Source organism: Serratia sp. CY37869 (assembly GCF_052168895.1).
GTDB lineage: Bacteria > Pseudomonadota > Gammaproteobacteria > Enterobacterales > Enterobacteriaceae > Serratia > Serratia ureilytica.
This window is the reverse complement of sequence record NZ_JBJNLU010000003.1, coordinates 505530-522175: the sequence shown is the minus strand read 5'-3', so window position 1 is coordinate 522175 and position 16646 is coordinate 505530. Positions and strand designations below refer to the sequence as shown.

Annotated in this window: 20 protein-coding genes; 8 read left to right on the top strand and 12 right to left on the bottom strand. The window is 59.0% G+C overall.

The genetic code is table 11. The features are described from left to right. Window positions 1–81: 81 nt before the first annotated feature. The 9 genes from ptsN to ACJ8J1_RS18000 form a co-directional block, all read right to left on the bottom strand. On the bottom strand, window positions 82–543 hold the full coding sequence (ptsN, locus tag ACJ8J1_RS18040) for a PTS IIA-like nitrogen regulatory protein PtsN (RefSeq protein ID WP_016930212.1): 462 nt from the start codon (window positions 541–543) through the stop codon (window positions 82–84). Between the two features lie 155 nt (window positions 544–698). Next, the gene (gene hpf, locus ACJ8J1_RS18035; protein ID WP_004937038.1) at window positions 699–986 is read right to left on the bottom strand and encodes a ribosome hibernation promoting factor; all 288 of its coding nucleotides are present in this window, start codon (window positions 984–986) and stop codon (window positions 699–701) included. A gap of 23 nt (window positions 987–1009) precedes the next feature. Then, window positions 1010–2443: an RNA polymerase factor sigma-54 gene (gene rpoN / locus ACJ8J1_RS18030; RefSeq protein WP_004937039.1), complete on the bottom strand. Its 1434-nt coding sequence runs from the start codon at window positions 2441–2443 to the stop codon at window positions 1010–1012. Between the two features lie 52 nt (window positions 2444–2495). Further along, window positions 2496–3221, bottom strand: a complete 726-nt coding sequence (lptB, locus tag ACJ8J1_RS18025) for an LPS export ABC transporter ATP-binding protein (protein ID WP_004937040.1) — start codon at window positions 3219–3221, stop codon at window positions 2496–2498. A gap of 6 nt (window positions 3222–3227) precedes the next feature. Further along, the gene (gene lptA / locus ACJ8J1_RS18020; protein ID WP_025160121.1) at window positions 3228–3767 is read right to left on the bottom strand and encodes a lipopolysaccharide ABC transporter substrate-binding protein LptA; all 540 of its coding nucleotides are present in this window, start codon (window positions 3765–3767) and stop codon (window positions 3228–3230) included. Continuing rightward, the gene (lptC, locus tag ACJ8J1_RS18015) at window positions 3736–4314 is read right to left on the bottom strand and encodes an LPS export ABC transporter periplasmic protein LptC (RefSeq protein WP_033644491.1); all 579 of its coding nucleotides are present in this window, start codon (window positions 4312–4314) and stop codon (window positions 3736–3738) included. Before lptC ends, lptA begins: the two co-directional genes overlap by 32 nt. Next, a complete protein-coding gene (gene kdsC, locus ACJ8J1_RS18010) occupies window positions 4311–4865 on the bottom strand; it encodes a 3-deoxy-manno-octulosonate-8-phosphatase KdsC (protein ID WP_021505108.1) in 555 nt (184 codons plus the stop codon). The genes lptC and kdsC overlap by 4 nt, the downstream gene beginning before the upstream one ends. 17 nt (window positions 4866–4882) lie before the next feature. Continuing rightward, window positions 4883–5869 (bottom strand): arabinose-5-phosphate isomerase KdsD, encoded by a 987-nt coding sequence (kdsD, locus tag ACJ8J1_RS18005; RefSeq protein WP_033644492.1) that lies wholly within the window; start codon window positions 5867–5869, stop codon window positions 4883–4885. Between the two features lie 16 nt (window positions 5870–5885). Continuing rightward, window positions 5886–6863, bottom strand: coding sequence for a calcium/sodium antiporter (locus ACJ8J1_RS18000; RefSeq protein WP_033644493.1), 978 nt, complete (start codon window positions 6861–6863; stop codon window positions 5886–5888). A 302-nt stretch (window positions 6864–7165) separates the two neighbouring features. On the opposite strand from ACJ8J1_RS18000, the gene mlaF reads away from it, so the two are divergent. The 7 genes from mlaF (at window position 7166) to murA (ending at window position 11977) form a co-directional block, all read left to right on the top strand. Further along, window positions 7166–7981, top strand: coding sequence for a phospholipid ABC transporter ATP-binding protein MlaF (mlaF, locus tag ACJ8J1_RS17995; RefSeq protein WP_033644494.1), 816 nt, complete (start codon window positions 7166–7168; stop codon window positions 7979–7981). A 4-nt stretch (window positions 7982–7985) separates the two neighbouring features. Beyond that, window positions 7986–8768 (top strand): lipid asymmetry maintenance ABC transporter permease subunit MlaE, encoded by a 783-nt coding sequence (mlaE, locus tag ACJ8J1_RS17990; protein WP_033644495.1) that lies wholly within the window; start codon window positions 7986–7988, stop codon window positions 8766–8768. Window positions 8769–8772: 4 nt separating this feature from the next. Next, on the top strand, window positions 8773–9321 hold the full coding sequence (mlaD, locus tag ACJ8J1_RS17985; protein WP_033644497.1) for an outer membrane lipid asymmetry maintenance protein MlaD: 549 nt from the start codon (window positions 8773–8775) through the stop codon (window positions 9319–9321). Between the two features lie 14 nt (window positions 9322–9335). After that, a complete protein-coding gene (gene mlaC / locus ACJ8J1_RS17980; RefSeq protein WP_033644498.1) occupies window positions 9336–9965 on the top strand; it encodes a phospholipid-binding protein MlaC in 630 nt (209 codons plus the stop codon). Further along, complete coding sequence (mlaB, locus tag ACJ8J1_RS17975; protein ID WP_033644499.1) at window positions 9965–10267, top strand: lipid asymmetry maintenance protein MlaB; 303 nt, start codon at window positions 9965–9967, stop codon at window positions 10265–10267. Before mlaC ends, mlaB begins: the two co-directional genes overlap by 1 nt. A 140-nt stretch (window positions 10268–10407) precedes the next feature. Further along, window positions 10408–10662 (top strand): BolA family iron metabolism protein IbaG, encoded by a 255-nt coding sequence (gene ibaG, locus ACJ8J1_RS17970; protein ID WP_025304370.1) that lies wholly within the window; start codon window positions 10408–10410, stop codon window positions 10660–10662. A gap of 55 nt (window positions 10663–10717) precedes the next feature. Continuing rightward, window positions 10718–11977 carry a UDP-N-acetylglucosamine 1-carboxyvinyltransferase gene (murA, locus tag ACJ8J1_RS17965; protein WP_019453131.1) on the top strand — a complete coding sequence of 420 codons (1260 nt, stop codon included), beginning with the start codon at window positions 10718–10720 and terminating at the stop codon, window positions 11975–11977. Window positions 11978–12048: 71 nt separating this feature from the next. Here murA and degS read toward each other — a convergent pair whose 3' ends face one another. The 3 genes from degS to zapG form a co-directional block, all read right to left on the bottom strand. Next, window positions 12049–13107: an outer membrane-stress sensor serine endopeptidase DegS gene (gene degS / locus ACJ8J1_RS17960; protein WP_033644500.1), complete on the bottom strand. Its 1059-nt coding sequence runs from the start codon at window positions 13105–13107 to the stop codon at window positions 12049–12051. An 88-nt stretch (window positions 13108–13195) separates the two neighbouring features. Then, complete coding sequence (gene degQ / locus ACJ8J1_RS17955; protein ID WP_025304368.1) at window positions 13196–14566, bottom strand: serine endoprotease DegQ; 1371 nt, start codon at window positions 14564–14566, stop codon at window positions 13196–13198. A 173-nt stretch (window positions 14567–14739) separates the two neighbouring features. Then, on the bottom strand, window positions 14740–15141 hold the full coding sequence (gene zapG, locus ACJ8J1_RS17950) for a Z-ring associated protein ZapG (protein WP_004937074.1): 402 nt from the start codon (window positions 15139–15141) through the stop codon (window positions 14740–14742). A gap of 231 nt (window positions 15142–15372) precedes the next feature. Here zapG and zapE point away from each other — a divergent pair, with 231 nt between their 5' ends. After that, a complete protein-coding gene (gene zapE / locus ACJ8J1_RS17945; RefSeq protein ID WP_033644501.1) occupies window positions 15373–16500 on the top strand; it encodes a cell division protein ZapE in 1128 nt (375 codons plus the stop codon). Window positions 16501–16646: the final 146 nt, after the last annotated feature.

The following is a 16646-nucleotide window of genomic DNA, read 5'->3' as shown; positions in this document are numbered from 1 at the left end:
ACTTTGTTATTCCGGCCGCAGCCGGATCCATCATCGTAAAACAGTATCGTTATCCGGGCTGGAAGTCACGCCGGCCGGGCATCACTCGGTGATGATTTGGTAAAGTTCTTCGTCGCTCTGCGCGGCGCGCAGGCGGCGGCATACGGTTTTGTCTGCCAGGCGTTTGGCGACCAGCGACAGCGTATGCAAATGGGTTTTGCACTGATCGGCAGGCACCAGCAGCGCAAACAGCAGATCGACCGGCTGATTGTCGATAGCGTCGAAAGCGATGGGTTGGTCGAGACGGATAAACACGCCAACGGCCCGCAGTGTGTCCTCTTCCAGTTTGCCGTGGGGAATGGCGATACCGTTGCCGATACCGGTGCTGCCCATGCGCTCCCGGGTGAGAACCGCGTCAAACACCACCTGCGAAGGCAGATTGAGCTGTTTGGCGGCCAGTTCGCTGATAATTTCCAAAGCCCGCTTCTTGCTGGTGCAGTGTACCGAGCTTTTGGTGCACTCGATGTTTAACACCGAGCTTAATTGCATATATTCGTTGTTCATCTCATCTTCACTTAAAACCGCGCCGCCGGGCGAACCCGGCAAGGCGGTTTTTCGTCGGTTTTGACCCTGATTACCGTTCGGCGCGTCACCCATGCGGGTCACGCGCCGAAGGGAGAGGCGGCGACGGATGCCGCCTCACGGAATGGGTCAGGGTGTCAGTGTTGCTTCAATTTGTCTTTATGTTTGTTCAATTGACGTGCCAATTTGTCGATCAGCGTATCAATTGCGGCATACATATTCTCGTCTTCCGAGGTGGCGTGCAACTCGCCTCCATTCACGTGCACCGTTGCTTCCGCAATTTGCTGCACTTTTTCCACACTTAATACAACATACACCTGATTGATGCGATCAAAATACTGTTCGAGTTTGGCGAACTTGTTGTTCACGAACTCGCGCAACGGATCGGTGATTTCGATGTGGTGTCCGGTAATGTTGAGCTGCATAGTGTCTTCCTTCTCAATAGAGGTCAAACCAACTGTTTGCGCTGGTTCGACGGCGGGATGGACAAAGACTCTCGGTACTTGGCGACGGTGCGCCGGGCCACGATGATCCCCTGATCGGCGAGCAGGGTGGCCAGCTTGCTGTCGCTGAGTGGTTTGGCGGGGTTTTCCGCCGCAATCAATTTCTTCACCAACGCGCGGATCGCCGTCGAGGAGGCTTCGCCGCCGCTGTCGGTATTCACGTGGCTGGAGAAGAAATATTTCAATTCGAAAATGCCGCGCGGGCTGTGCAGAAACTTCTGCGTGGTGACGCGCGAGATCGTCGATTCATGCATCTCCACGGCCTGGGCGATATCCGCCAGCACCATGGGTTTCATAAACTCTTCGCCTTGCTCGAAGAACGCCTGCTGCTGATCGACGATGCAGCGGGTGACCTTCAGCAACGTCTCGTTGCGGCTCTCCAGGCTTTTAATCAGCCACTTGGCTTCCTGCAGGTTGCTGCGGATGAACTGGCCGTCGGCTTCGCTGCGGGCGCTGTTGCCCAGCGCGGCGTACTGCTGATTGATCTTCAAACGCGGCACGCTGTCGCCGTTGAGCTCGACCGTCCATTTGTTCTGCGTTTTGCGCACCAGCACGTCCGGAATAACGTATTCCGATTCGCCGGTATTGATCGACTGCCCTGGGCGCGGATCGAGCGACTGAATCAGCAGCATCGCTTCTTTCAGTGTATCTTCTTTTAGCCGGGTTGATCGCATCAGGCTGCGAAAGTCGTGGTTGGCCAACAGATCCAGATGCTCGCTGATGATCAGCCGCGCTTCGGCCAGATAAGGCGTATCTTTGGCGTATTGGGAGAGCTGCACCAGCAGGCAATCGCGCAGATCGCGCGCGGCGACGCCGATCGGATCAAAACGCTGCACGCGCTTCAGCACCGCCTCGACTTCCTCGAGGGTCACGTTCTCGTCGCCCAGGCTTTCCAGAATGTCTTCCAGCGGGACGGTGAGATAGCCGGTGTCATCCACCGCGTCGACGATGGAAGTGGCGATGGCGGCGTCGGTATCGGAAAACGGCGTCAGATCCACCTGCCACATCAGATAATCCTGCAGCGTTTGGGTGGTCTCGCCCTGATAGACCGGCAGCTCGTCGTCGCTGTAGTCGGTGCCGGTGCCGGACGGCGTGCCCGCGGTATAGATTTCATCCCAGGTGGCGTCCAGAGGCAGCTCTTCCGGCATGTCTTTCTGCTCCAAGGCCTCGCGGGTATCGAGCCCCTCGGTCTCCTGGGTTTCTTTGGCGTCGATTTCGTCGTGCAGATCGGTCTGTTCAAGCAGCGGATTGCTCTCCAGCGCCAGCTGGATCTCTTGCTGAAGCTCAAGCGTGGACAACTGCAGCAGGCGGATCGCCTGCTGGAGCTGAGGTGTCATGGCCAGCTGTTGGCTGAGCCTGAGTTGCAAACCTTGCTTCATAGTTTTCTGTCTACTTCCGTTAACGGTGTCGTCCCGCAGGACGCGCCGGCGCTTAGAGGCGGAACTCTTCGCCCAGATAAACGCGTTTAACCTGCTCGTCGGCCAGAATAGCATCCGGCGTGCCGTGGGCAATCAGTTTGCCCTGGCTGACGATGTAGGCGCGTTCACACACGTCCAGCGTCTCGCGCACGTTGTGGTCGGTGATCAGCACGCCCAGGCCGCTGTCACGCAGGTGCTCGATGATTTTCTTGATATCGATAACGGAAATCGGATCCACCCCGGCGAAGGGTTCGTCCAGCAGAATGAATTTCGGGTTGGCCGCCAGCGCGCGGGCGATTTCGACGCGGCGGCGTTCACCGCCGGACAGCGCCTGGCCGAGGCTGTCGCGCAGATGGGAGATATGGAACTCTTCCATCAGCTCTTTGGCGCGGTCTTCGCGCTGTTCGCTGGTGAGATCGGGACGGATCTCCAACACCGCCATCAGGTTGTCGTACACGCTCAGGCGGCGGAAGATCGACGCTTCCTGCGGCAGGTAACCGATGCCGCGGCGCGCACGGGCGTGCAGCGGCAACAGGCTGATGTCTTCCTCGTCGATCACGATGCGCCCGGCGTCGCGCGGCACGATGCCGACCACCATGTAGAAAGTGGTGGTTTTACCGGCGCCGTTCGGGCCGAGCAGGCCGACGATCTCGCCGGATTTCACTTTCAGGCTGACGTCTTCGACAACTTTACGGCCCTTGTAGGCTTTCGCCAGATTTTCTGCGATGAGTGTTGCCATAAGTGATTAGTTACTCTTTTTTTGCCCGTTTTTGTCTTGCAACTGCGACGGTACCAGAACCGTTGTCACGCGTTTGCCTTTGTCGCTAAACGCCTGCATTTGCTGCTGTTGCACCAGATAGGTGATGCGATCGCCTTTCACGTTGCTGTCGAGCTGCTCCAGATAGGCGTTGCCCGTCAGGGTCACCAGCTGGGTCGCCACGTCGTAACGCACTTTCTGCGCGTGGCCTTTGACCGGCTTGCCGCTGTCCTGCATCTGGTAGAAGGTTACCGGGTTGCCGAACGCTTCAATATAGGTCTTATTCTGATCTCCGCCCGGACGGGTGACCACCACCTTGTCAGCGCGGATATCGATGGTGCCCTGTTTGATCACCACGTTGTCAGTAAAGGTGCTGACGTTGCTTTGCATATCCAACGACTGCTTGAGCGAGTCGATGCTGACCGGCTGGCTGGAGTCGGATTTCAGCGCCAGAGCAGGGGCGCTGGCGGCCAAAACTAAGCTGCCGATCAACAGATTACGGAGTTGGTTTTTGGTTCTGGATTTCATAGTTGGTCTTAACCTTATCAATCAGCTCAGCGGTTTTGGTCCGCAGGTTCCCACGCATTTTCATGCCGTTAGAGGTAAAATTGGTCCCGTAAAGCGTGACTTCGTCATCGGAGGTGACGTCCTGGGTGACCAGGTTTACCTGAGCGTTGTCCGTCTTAATTTTTTCCAGCTGCGAGGTGGTGGTCAGGCTGTTTACCTCGACGTGGCCATACAGATACAGCATCCGGTCCTTCGTCAGTTTGGCGCGATCGGCGCGAACTGACCAGGTGGCCACCGCATTCTCGTCGAACAGCGTCATCACCGGCTGGGTGAACCAGCTCAGCTCGCCGGCGGTGTAATACTTCGCGTCTTCCGCCACCAGCTTATAATTCAGTTTACCGGCCGGATTGTACACCACGGTGACCGTGTGCTGGCTCTGGTAGGTCGGATCCTGATCGTTAGCCGGGCCAGGAGCCGTATCGTCGCTGAAGTCCGTCATGTTCCAGCCGATCAGCGCCAGAACGATCACCGTCAACAGGATGGTGATCCAAAGTTTGGTTTTACTCATATCGACAGCCCTTTGGCGTCCTCCAGCTTATTTTGAGCCAAAAGAATGATGTCGCACAGTTCGCGCACCGCGCCGCGGCCGCCGGCAATGCGGGTGACGTAGTGGGCTCGCGGCGTCAGCAGCGGATGAGCGTCTGCGACCGCGACCGCCAGGCCCACCTGCGCCATCACCGGCCAGTCGATCAGGTCATCGCCGATATAGGCGACCTGATCCGCCGTTAACGACAGTTTATCCAACAGTTCGCGGAAGGCCAAAAGCTTATCGGATTGCCCCTGATACAGATGGGTGATGCCGAGCGTTTGCGCGCGGTCTTCCAGCAGCTTGGCGGAGCGACCGGTAATGATCGCCACCTCGATGTCGGAGGTTTTCAGACAGCGGATGCCGTAACCGTCGCGCACGTTGAACGCCTTCAATTCTTCACCGTTGTTGCCCATGAAGATCAGGCCGTCCGACAGTACGCCGTCAACATCGCAAATCAACAGGCGGATGTTCCCGGCACGCGCCATAACCTCTTGTTCTACCGGCCCGTAGCAGGTTTCTACCATACCCATTCCGTTCTATTCCTTAATTAAACGACGCCGGCACGCAGCATGTCATGCATATGTACCACACCCAGCAACTGGTCGCCATCGGCAACCAGCAGCGCGGTGATGTGGCGTTGCTGCATCAGATTCAGCGCATCGACCGCCAGGAGGTTGGGACGCACCCGCACGCCGCCCGGCGTCATGACATCGGCGATCTTGGCTTCGTGCAGGTTGATGCCCATATCGAACACCCGGCGCAGGTCGCCATCGGTAAAGATGCCGGCGATTTTCATCAGATCGTCGCAGATCACCGTCAGACCCAGATTTTTGCGGGTGATTTCCAGCAGCGCGTCGCGCAATGAGGCGTCGGCGCTGACGTGGGGCATTTCGTCGCCGCTGTGCATGATATCGCTAACCCGCAGCAGCAGCTTGCGGCCGAGTGCGCCGCCCGGATGCGACAGCGCGAAATCTTCCGGCGTGAAACCGCGCGCCTTCAGCAGCGCGACGGCCAACGCATCGCCCATCACCAGCGTGGCGGTGGTGCTGGTGGTCGGCGCCAGCCCCAGCGGGCAGGCCTCCTGCGGCACCTTGATGCACAGGTGGATGTCCGCCGCCTTGCCCATCGAACTTTCCGGATTGTTGGTCATGCAGATGAGGGTGATCCGCTGCCGTTTCAACACCGGGATCAGCGCCAGGATCTCGCTGGACTCACCGGAGTTGGAGATGGCGAGCACGATATCCTGCGGAGTGACCATGCCCAAATCGCCATGGCTGGCTTCCGCCGGGTGAACGAAGAATGAGGGGGTGCCGGTGCTGGCGAAGGTCGCGGCGATCTTGCAGCCGATATGGCCGGATTTGCCCATGCCCATCACCACCACTTTGCCGCCGCAGGCGGCGATCGTTTCGCAGGCGCGGGTGAAGTCTGCGTTGATGTAGCTGTCGAGCTGAGCCAGCCCGTCACGCTCTATCTGAAGCACTTCTTTGCCGGCCTGTTGAAAATCGAAGCCCGGTTGCAACTCAATGTTCGACATACTCATTCCCGTCGGTTTAGCCGAAAGTACTGAAAGGGTTAAAGAACAGCACCGCAAGATACGCAATAAAGCCGCATAATAACAGCGCGCCGGCCAGGTGGCCGATGCGGTGTTTGCGGCCGATGCACAGCACGCTCAGCAGCACGCTGGCCGCCAGCATCACCCAGTAATCGCGCTGGAAGGCGGCGGCGTCCACGCTGCCCGGCGACAGCAGGGCGGGGACGCCCAGCACGATCACCGTGTTGAAAATATTGGAGCCGATGATATTGCCAATCGCCATATCATCTTCGCCCTTTAATGCTCCGGCGATGGACGTGGCCAGCTCGGGCAGGCTGGTGCCGATGGCGATAATGGTCAAGCCGACCACCAGTTCGCTCAGGCCGAAATAGTGCGCGATCACCGTCGCGTTATCGACCACCATTCTGGAAGAGAGCGGCAGAATGATAAACGCCAGCACCAGCCACAGCACCGCTACGGTATTGCTGCTGTCCTGCGGCAGTTCGGCGATCTGCTCCATGGTCAGGCTGTCGCTGCCCTCGCGCTGCGCCAGCCGGGCGATTTTCAGCATCAGCAGGATGAAACCGGCGGCGGCGGTCAGCAGCAGCACGCCGTCCAGCCTGCTCAGGGTGCCGTCCATCAACACGAAACCGCACAATACTGTGACCGCTAACATCAGCGGCAGTTCGCGCCGCAGTATTTCCGATCGTGCAGCCAGCGGGTGAATCAGCGCTGCGACGCCCAGGATCAATAAAATGTTGGTGATGTTGGAACCTAATACGTTGCCAACGGCCATATCTATCTGCCCGTTCAGCGCGGCGGTGGTGGACACGATCAGCTCCGGCAGTGAAGTGCCGATGCCGACGATGGTCATGCCGATGATCAACGGCGGCACGCCAAGCGAACGGGAAATCACGGCAGCACCATAAACTAAGCGGTCTGCACCATACACCAGTAGAAATAAACCAACGATTAATAATGCTATTGCGAGAAACATGCAGGGTCCTTTGTCGGGTATTATCCCGGTTCGTTGGTTAAAGCCGTCAATGCGGCGGTATTGCTTGCCCTCCGGTGCGTGCGCTTGAGCGCAGCAACGGTTTTTCCCGGCTAATTGTTGAACACTTTCGTTTTTTTTCGTTATGGCGCCAATTTTGACCGGGTGGCGCGGAAAAGTAAAACCAATGGCATCATTGGTTGCGAAATGGCAGTAAGTTTTTGTAAAGATGAGACGGATTGCGCCCATTGCTTTAACATCACGGGTAGATTCAGCAAAAGATGAGTCGTAAAGGGTCCATTAACATGCTCCAAAAGGCAGATAATTTGGTCGAAGTGCGCGACATGAGCTTCTCGCGCGGCGACCGGCGGATATTTGAAGACATCAACCTGACGGTGCCTCGCGGTAAGATCACGGCGATCATGGGGCCGTCGGGCATCGGCAAAACCACGCTGCTGCGTCTGATCGGCGGTCAGCTGACGCCGGACCGCGGGGAGATTTGGTTTGACGGCGACAACATTCCCGCATTGTCCCGCCGTCAGTTGTACGACGCGCGCAAAAAGATGAGCATGCTGTTCCAGTCGGGCGCGCTGTTCACCGATTTGACCGTATTCGAAAACGTGGCCTACCCGTTGCGTGAGCACAGCAACCTGCCTGAGCCCCTGCTGCGCAGCACGGTGCTGATGAAGCTGGAAGCGGTCGGGCTGCGCGGTGCGGCGCAGCTGATGCCCAATGAACTCTCCGGCGGCATGGCGCGCCGGGCGGCGTTGGCGCGCGCGATCGCGCTGGACCCGGAGATGATCATGTTCGACGAACCTTTCGTCGGCCAGGATCCGATCACCATGGGGGTGCTGGTCAAGCTGATCGACGAGTTGAACCATGCGCTGGGCATTACCTGCATCGTGGTGTCGCACGACGTGCCGGAGGTGCTGAGCATCGCCGACTACGCATATATCGTGGCCGATCACCGGGTGATTGCCGAAGGCACCACGCAGCAATTGCAGAACAATCCTGATGCGCGCGTGCGTCAGTTCCTGGATGGTATAGCGGATGGACCGGTGCCGTTCCGCTATCCGGCCGGGGATTATCAGACTGAACTGCTAGGCTTAGGGAGTAAATAAGCTCATGTTATTAAGAGCGTTAGCGTCTCTGGGGCGCAGTGGCATCAACACCAGCGCCAGCTTCGGCCGCGCCGGGTTGATGCTGTTCAACGCATTGATTGGCCGGCCGGAACCCGGCAAGCAGTGGCCGCTGTTGTTGAAACAGCTTTACAGCGTCGGCGTGCAGTCGCTGCTGATCATCATGGTTTCCGGGCTGTTTATCGGCATGGTGCTGGGCCTGCAGGGGTATATCGTGCTTACCACCTACAGCGCTGAAGCCAGCCTCGGCATGATGGTGGCGCTGTCGCTGCTGCGCGAGCTGGGGCCGGTGGTGACGGCGCTGCTGTTCGCCGGCCGCGCCGGTTCCGCGCTCACGGCGGAAATCGGCCTGATGAAGGCGACGGAACAGATCTCCAGCCTGGAAATGATGGCGGTCGATCCGCTGCGGCGCATCGTGGCGCCGCGTTTCTGGGCGGGGATGATCAGCATGCCGCTGCTGACCATCATCTTCGTGGCGATCGGCATTTGGGGCGGCTCGGTGGTCGGCGTGGATTGGAAAGGCATCGACAGCGGCTTCTTCTGGTCGGCGATGCAAGGCGCCGTAGAGTGGAAAAAAGATCTGCTCAACTGCCTGATCAAGAGCGTGGTGTTCGCCATTACCGTAACCTGGATTGCCATTTTCAACGGGTATGACGCCGTGCCTACCTCTGAAGGGATTAGCCGGGCGACGACGCGTACCGTGGTGCATTCGTCACTGGCGGTGTTGGGATTGGATTTCGTGCTGACCGCACTGATGTTTGGGAATTGATTCGATGCAAACGAAGAAGAGTGAAATCTGGGTTGGGGCATTCATGCTGATCGCGCTGTGCGCCATCGTGTTTATCTGCCTGCAGGTGGCGAACCTTAAATCGATCGGCAGCGAGCCGACCTACCGCGTTTACGCGACGTTCGACAATATCGGCGGCCTGAAACCGCGTTCGCCGGTGAAGATCGGCGGCGTGGTGATCGGCCGCGTGGCGGACATCGAACTCGATCCGAAAACCTACACGCCGCGCGTGGCGCTCGATATCCAGAAAAAGTACGACGAAATCCCGGATACCAGCTCGCTGGCGATCCGCACCTCCGGCCTGCTGGGCGAGCAATATCTGGCGCTTAACGTGGGCTTCGAAGATCCTGATATGGGCACCACCATTCTGAAAGACGGCGGCACCATCCAGGACACTAAATCAGCCATGGTTCTGGAAGATCTGATCGGCCAGTTCCTGTATAAAAGCGGCGGTCAGGACAGCGCCAAACCGGGAGACGCGGCCGCTGAGCCGGCTGCCGGCGCTGCACCGCAACCCGCTGTTCCAAATCATTAAGAGAGGATACCTGCATGTTTAAACGTTTACTGATGGTGGCTCTGCTGGTGGTTGCGCCGCTGGCGAGCGCAGCCGACCAAACCAATCCTTACAGCATGATGCAAGACGCGGCGCAGAAGACCTTCAGCCGTTTGAAGAACGAACAGCCGAAGATCAAGCAGGACCCGAACTACCTGCGCTCCATCGTGCATCAGGAACTGATGCCGTTCGTGCAGGTGAAATACGCCGGCGCGCTGGTGCTGGGCCGTTACTACAAAGATGCGACGCCTGCGCAGCGCGAAGCTTACTTCACCGCTTTCCAGGCTTACCTGGAGCAGGCTTACGGCCAGGCGCTGGCGATGTACCACGGCCAGACTTACCAGATCGCGCCTGAACAGCCGCTGGGCAACGCCGACATCGTGGCCATTCGCGTCACCATCATCGACAACGGCGGCCGCCCGCCGGTGCGTCTGGATTTCCAATGGCGCAAGAACAGCAAAACCGGCTACTGGCAGGCGTATGACATGATCGCCGAAGGCGTCAGCATGATCACCACCAAGCAAAACGAGTGGGCGTCTACGCTGCGTACTCAGGGCATCGACGGCCTGACCAAACAGCTGCAGGCCGCTGCCGCGCAGCCCATCTCGCTGGACAAGAAAAACTGATGTCGGCAGCGCTCAGCTTCGAATCAGAGCAGCAGACGCTGATCCTGCGCGGTGAACTGGACCGTGAAACGCTGCTGCCGTTGTGGCGGCAGCGCGACGCGCTGATGGCGGATAAAACCGCGATCGACGTGGCGCAACTGCAGCGCGTGGACTCCTCCGGGCTGGCGCTGTTGCTGCATCTGCAGGAAGAGCAGCGCCAACGTGGCGTCGCGCTAAAAATTTTCGGCGTCACCGAGCGTCTGAAAACGCTGATCGCGCTCTACAACCTGCAGGCGATAATGCCTGTCGATACCGCCGGTTAGCGGCGTTTTACACCGCCTTTGCGTGGTTAAACGATACAAAGCCCCTGTTATGCAGGGGCTTTTTCTTTAGTTTAAGAAAACATCGTATTCCACTAAGATACTAGGCTGTTTATGATCCTTTAGCGGCAGAACTGGATACTATGGAAACCAACGAGATTAAAGACGTGCTGATGCAGGCATTGGCACTGGATGAAGCGCACGTGACGGGCGACGGCAGCCATTTTCAAGCGATCGTGGTCGGCGAACTGTTCGCCGGCATGAGCCGCGTCAAAAAACAGCAGACGGTTTACGCACCGCTGATGGAATACATTGCGGACAACCGCATTCATGCCTTGTCTATCAAGGCGTACACCCCTGAAGAGTGGCAGCGAGACCGCAAACTCAACGGATTTTAAGGCTGTTTGCCCTGCCGGGCGGGCAGCTTCAGATTAGATAACAGAGAGTAGTCAGATGGATAAATTTCGTGTGCAGGGTCGGACCCGCCTGAGCGGTGAAGTGTCTATTTCCGGGGCCAAAAACGCCGCCCTGCCGATCCTGTTCGCCGCCCTGTTGGCGGAAGAGCCGGTCGAGCTGCAGAATGTCCCCAAGCTGAAGGACATCGACACCACCATTAAACTGCTCAGCCAGTTGGGCACCAAGATTGAGCGCAACGGTTCGGTCTTCGTGGACGCCAGCGGCGTGAACGAGTTTTGCGCGCCTTACGATCTGGTGAAAACCATGCGCGCTTCCATCTGGGCGCTGGGGCCGCTGGTGGCACGTTTCGGCCGCGGCCAGGTTTCCCTGCCGGGCGGCTGCGCGATCGGCGCGCGTCCGGTCGATCTGCACATCACCGGCCTGGAGCAGTTGGGGGCCGAGATCAAGCTGGAAGAAGGTTACGTCAAGGCGTCCGTCGATGGCCGTCTGAAAGGCGCGCACATCGTGATGGACAAGGTGAGCGTGGGCGCGACCGTGACCATCATGAGCGCCGCGACCCTGGCGACCGGCACGACCGTTATCGAGAACGCCGCGCGTGAGCCGGAAATTGTCGATACCGCCAACTTCCTCAATACGCTGGGCGCGAAGATCAGCGGCGCAGGCAGCGACAAGATCACCATCGAGGGCGTCGAGCGTCTGGGCGGCGGCGTGTATCGCGTGCTGCCTGACCGTATCGAGACCGGTACCTTCCTGATCGCCGCCGCGGTTTCCGGCGGCAAAGTGATGTGCCGCAACACCCGTCCGGATACGCTGGATGCGGTGCTGGCCAAACTGCGTGAAGCCGGTGCCGATATCGAAGTGGGCGAAGACTGGATCAGCCTGGACATGCACGGCAAGCGCCCGAAAGCGGTCACCGTGCGCACCGCGCCGCACCCGGGCTTCCCGACCGACATGCAGGCCCAGTTCAGCCTGTTGAACCTGGTGGCGGAAGGCACCGGCGTTATCACCGAGACCATCTTCGAAAACCGCTTCATGCACGTGCCGGAATTGATCCGCATGGGGGCGCACGCGGAAATCGAGAGCAACACCGTGATCTGCCATGGCGTTGAACAGCTGTCCGGCGCTCAGGTGATGGCGACCGATCTGCGCGCTTCCGCCAGCCTGGTGATCGCCGGCTGCATCGCCGACGGCGTGACCGTCGTCGATCGCATCTACCATATTGATCGCGGCTATGAGCGTATTGAAGACAAGCTGCGCGCGCTGGGTGCGAACATCGAGCGTGTGAAAGGCGAGTAAGGCATTAGCGCCGGCGCGGCTGCGTCGGCAGGATGAAAATCAAAGGGCCGGCTATCAATGCCGGCCCTTTTTTAATTGCTGTCTTCCGGGAATTCACCCACCGTCATTTTCAACGTAATGCGTTTGCCGTCGCGCAGCACGATAACCGGTATCTCGGTGCCTGGCCTGATCTCCGCTACCTGGTCCATGGTTTCCAGCACGGATACCGCCGGTTTGTTATCCACGTTGATGATGATGTCGTTGATCTGGAAACCGGCGCTGCCCGCCGGGCCGTTCGGGGTAATTTCGGTCACGATGATGCCCTGCAGGCGATCGATGCCGGAATTCGAGGAGCGCAGCGGAATGATCTCTTTGCCCTGAATGCCGAAATAGCCACGGATCACACGGCCGTCGCGGATCAGCTTGTCCATGATTTTGGTGGCCAGTTCGATCGGAATGGCGAAGCCGAGGCCCTCCGGCGTTTCGCCGTCGGTAATTTTGTCATAGGTCAGGGTGTTGATGCCGATCAGCTCGCCCAGCGAGTTGACCAGCGCGCCGCCGGAGTTGCCGCGGTTGATGGAGGCGTCGGTCTGCAGGAACGTCTGTCGGCCGGTGGTGCTCATACTGATGCGGCCGGTGGCGCTGAGGATGCCCTGTGTGACGGTCTGCCCCAGGTTATAGGGGTTGCCGATCGCCAGCACCACGTCGCCGACGTGGGCAACGCGATTTTTATTGGTCGGGATCACCGGCAAATTGCCGGGATCGATCTTCAGCACCGCCAAATCGGTCAGGCCGTCCGAGCCGACCAACAGCGCTTCGTAGCGGCGGCCATCCTGCAACACCACGGTGATCTGCTGAGCGTCTTTGATCACGTGGCGGTTGGTGATGATATAGCCGCGTTCATTCATGATCACGCCGGAACCGAGCGACAGCACGTTGGCGGCGCCGTTCAGGTTGCGGTTGTAAATGTTCACCACGGCGGGCGCGGCGCGGCGCACCGCTTTGTTGTAGCTCACTGGCGTTTCGTCGCTGGTGCTCTCAGGTTTGTCTGCAAACAGGCCGTTGGAAGAACGCAGCATGGGCAGGGCGGCCAACAGCAGGCCGGCAACGATGAGACCGATAACGACAGAACGCAAGAGCTTAGCAAACATGGAGTTTTCGTGGTGTGGTGAACGATGTTCGGAGGATAGCATGAGTTAACCGGGCGCAGTATGTCACCGAGCCCGGTTTTTGCACAAATTAACGCAGCAGCAGATAAATGGTTTCGTTGCCGCGTACGATATTGAGCGCCATCACCGGTGGCTTGGCCTCCAGCACTTTGCGCAGCGTAGTGATGTTGTCCACGCGCTGACGGTTGACGCCGATGATCACGTCGCCTTTCTGCAGGCCGATCTGCGCCGCCGTCGAGCCTTTATCCACGTTCTCCACCTTCACGCCCTTGTCGCCGCTCGGCAGCGCGCCGTTGCTGAGGGAAACACCCTGCAGCGCCGGCGACAGCGTTTCGGCATTGGTCGAGGCGCTCTCGCTATTGTCCAGCGTGACCGAGACTTCCTGCGGTTTGCCGTCGCGCAGCAGGCCCACTTTGAGGGTTTTGCCCGGCGCGGTGGTGCCCACCTTGGCGCGTAGCTCGGCGAAGCTGCTTACCGGTTTACCGTCGACGGAAACCAGAATGTCCCCGGCCTTGATGCCGGCCTTGGCGGCGGCGGATTTCGGCAACACTTCGCTGACGAAGGCGCCGCGCTGCGCGTCGGTGTTGAAGGCTTTGGCCATATCCGGGGTCATTTCGCTGCCCTTGATGCCTAGCAGGCCGCGTTTCACTTCGCCGAATTCAATCAGCTGTTGGCTCAGGTTCTGCGCCATATTGCTCGGAATGGCGAAGCCGATGCCGACGTTGCCGCCGCTCGGCGCCAAAATGGCGGTATTGATGCCGATCAGCTCGCCGTTCAGGTTAACCAGCGCGCCGCCGGAGTTGCCGCGGTTGATGGAGGCGTCGGTCTGAATGAAGTTTTCCAGCCCTTCCAGATTCAGGCCGGAGCGGCCCAGCGCCGAGATAATGCCGGAAGTGGCGGTTTGGCCCAGGCCAAACGGGTTGCCGACGGCGACGGCAAAGTCGCCGACGCGCAGCTGATCGGAGTCGGCCATCTTGATGGCGGTCAGGTTTTTGGTGTCGCTGAGCTGCAGCAGGGCGATGTCTGATTGCTCATCGCGGCCGACCAGCTTGGCGTCCAGCTCGCGACCGTCGTTCAACTGCACGCGGATTTTATCGGCGTTGTTGATGACGTGGTTGTTGGTCAGCACATAGCCTTTGGCGGCGTCGATGATAACGCCGGAACCCAGCCCTTCAAACGGACGGGAGCTTTGCTGCTGGCCGGGGAAGTTAGGGCCGAAGAAGCGCCTGAACTCTTCCGGCAGTTGTTGACGCTGCACCTGAGTGCCGGCGACATGCACGCTCACTACGGCGGGCAAGACTTTTTCCAGCATCGGCGCCAGGCTCGGCAGCGGCTGCCCCTGAACGGCGACGGGCAGGGCCGCGTTGGCCACCGGTACGGAGCTGAGCGTCAGGCCGAGGCTCATTGCCAATGCACTAAGAATTAACGACTTTTTCTTCATTGATTATAACTCTCTCAATACCTGCCGATGAAAATTTGATGATAAGGCAATCACCTTGTCATAGTGAAGGGTAAGACCGTGAATTTGCGTGCAAAGTTCAGTAAAGGTAATGCGAGGGAAGGTCAAGACGGTAAACGGAGGAAGCCCGCGGGTGGCCCCGCGGGCGAAGGGGGTCAGTCGCGGCGCGCGCTTTGCCCGCGCAGCAGGCCGGAGGCGCCTTCCGAATAGTCGCGCGGCATTTCCACCGGCGCTTGATCGTTGTCTGCTTCCGCTTCGGTCAGGCGATAGCGGAACGGATTTTCCTGCATCGGCAGATCCGGCAGCAGGTTGTTCGAGCTTTTCGCCATGTGCTGATACAGCTGACGATAATCGCGCGCCATGTTGTCCAGCAGCTCGGCGCTGCGGGCAAAGTGGCCGACCAGCTCCTGACGGTACTCTTCCAGCTCGGTTTTGCTCTTGTCCAGCTCGTTCTGCAGGACTTGTTGTTGACGTAATTTACGGTTGCCAAAACGCATCGCCACCGCACCAATCACGATACCGACGACCAAACCAATCAGCGCATACTCCCAGGTCATGATGACTCCTATTTTGACTTCGTTGTTCCGCAGGGATTTTTCACTTAATAATATCCACTATAACCGTTAACCTTGTCCGAGTGGAATCCTGATGCGCTTCCACCTAATTTTTACAGGGTTTTCAGCGGCGCCCGCAGCGGGCATTTGTGGCGATAACGGTGCGAATCGGCATCAACTTGCCGCCAACGTTGGCTAAATAATTTCTAAGCGTTCTTAGGGAACATCGAACAGATGCAGGCACTATCACCGTTATCTCGCTACCAGCAGGCGCTGGATGCGGGGGAATATCAGGCCGATGAGGTTCAACGCCGGGCCGTCACTCAACTGGATCGCATTTATCAGGCTCTGTTGCAAAAGCCGGCGGCGAGCGCGCCTGCCGGCGGGCTGCGCGGTAAGCTCAGCCGCTTGCTGGGCAAGGGCGGCGACACGGCGCCGCAGCGCCCGGTGCAGGGGCTGTATATGTGGGGCGGCGTCGGGCGCGGCAAAACCTGGTTGATGGATATGTTCTTCCACAGTTTGCCGGGCGATCGCAAAATGCGTCTGCACTTTCACCGCTTCATGCTGCGGGTGCATGAAGAGCTGACCGAGCTGCAGGGGCGGGAAAACCCGCTGGAAATCGTCGCCGACGGCTTTAAGGCCGAGACCGACGTGCTGTGTTTCGACGAATTTTTCGTGTCCGACATCACCGACGCCATGCTGCTGGCCACGCTGCTGCAGGCGCTGTTCGCGCGCGGCATTACGCTGGTGGCCACGTCGAACATCCCGCCGGACGATCTGTACCGCAACGGTCTTCAGCGGGCGCGTTTCCTGCCGGCCATCGATCTGATCAACGAGTACTGCGACGTGATGAACGTCGACGCCGGCATCGACTATCGTCTGCGTACCCTGACCCAGGCGCACCTCTACCTGACGCCGCTGAGCGACCAGACGCGCGAGACGCTGGATCGGATGTTCGTCAAGCTGGCGGGCAAGGCGGGGGAGGACGCGCCGGTGCTGCAGATCAACCATCGGCCGCTGCAGGCTATCCGTTCGGTGGACGGCGTGCTGGCGGTGGATTTCCACACGCTGTGCGAAGAGGCGCGCAGCCAACTGGACTACATCGCGCTGTCGCGGCTGTATCACAGCGTGATCCTGTATAATGTGCGGGTGATGGGGCCGCTGAAAGAGAATACCGCGCGCCGTTTCCTGGCGTTGGTGGACGAATTCTACGAGCGGCACATCAAGCTGGTGATCGGCGCTGAAGCGTCGATGTTCGAGATCTATCAGGGGGTGCAGCTGAAATTTGAATTCCAGCGCTGCCTGTCGCGCCTGCAGGAAATGCAGAGCGAAGAGTACCTCAAGCTGCCGCATTTGCCCTGAGTCTGCCGGGCTTGCCGCCGCCGTATCGCCGGTTGTCCGCCGCCGGCGATAAATTTATTTTCCATTCAAAAACCGTTCGATCTTTGTGAGCGACTTCTCTATAATCTTGCGACCCCACGTTACAACAAAGTTTTTTTTCCCAAAAA